Genomic DNA, 223 nt, shown 5'->3' with positions numbered 1-223 from the left:
TTCAGCCTCATCTATCCACGCTATCAGAATGCGCGCCTTTGATTTGATACTATCGAGGTTATGCCGCAATCCCGCGAACACATACCAGACTCTACGGTTTCGGGTTCGGATGTAGTTCTCGCCCATCTCATAGTAGTTATCCAGCCACGGCTCCGATTTGATGGCCTGCTTCACTTCCTCCATTGAGGACTCAGACAGCGAGTTCATGAATTCACGCCCACAG

1 protein-coding gene is annotated in these 223 nt (G+C 50.7%); it reads right to left on the bottom strand.

Going from position 1 to position 223, the window contains the following annotated elements:
- Positions 1-223, bottom strand: a 223-nt coding sequence (locus PSI23_RS22650) for a phage terminase large subunit (RefSeq protein WP_373567382.1), incomplete at both ends; no start/stop codon positions are given.

This window comes from Xenorhabdus yunnanensis, from assembly GCF_028598805.1.
In the GTDB taxonomy this organism is placed as follows: Bacteria; Pseudomonadota; Gammaproteobacteria; order Enterobacterales; family Enterobacteriaceae; genus Xenorhabdus; species Xenorhabdus yunnanensis.
The sequence above is the reverse complement of the archived record's forward strand: the minus strand, read 5'-3'. Positions and strand labels throughout refer to the sequence as shown.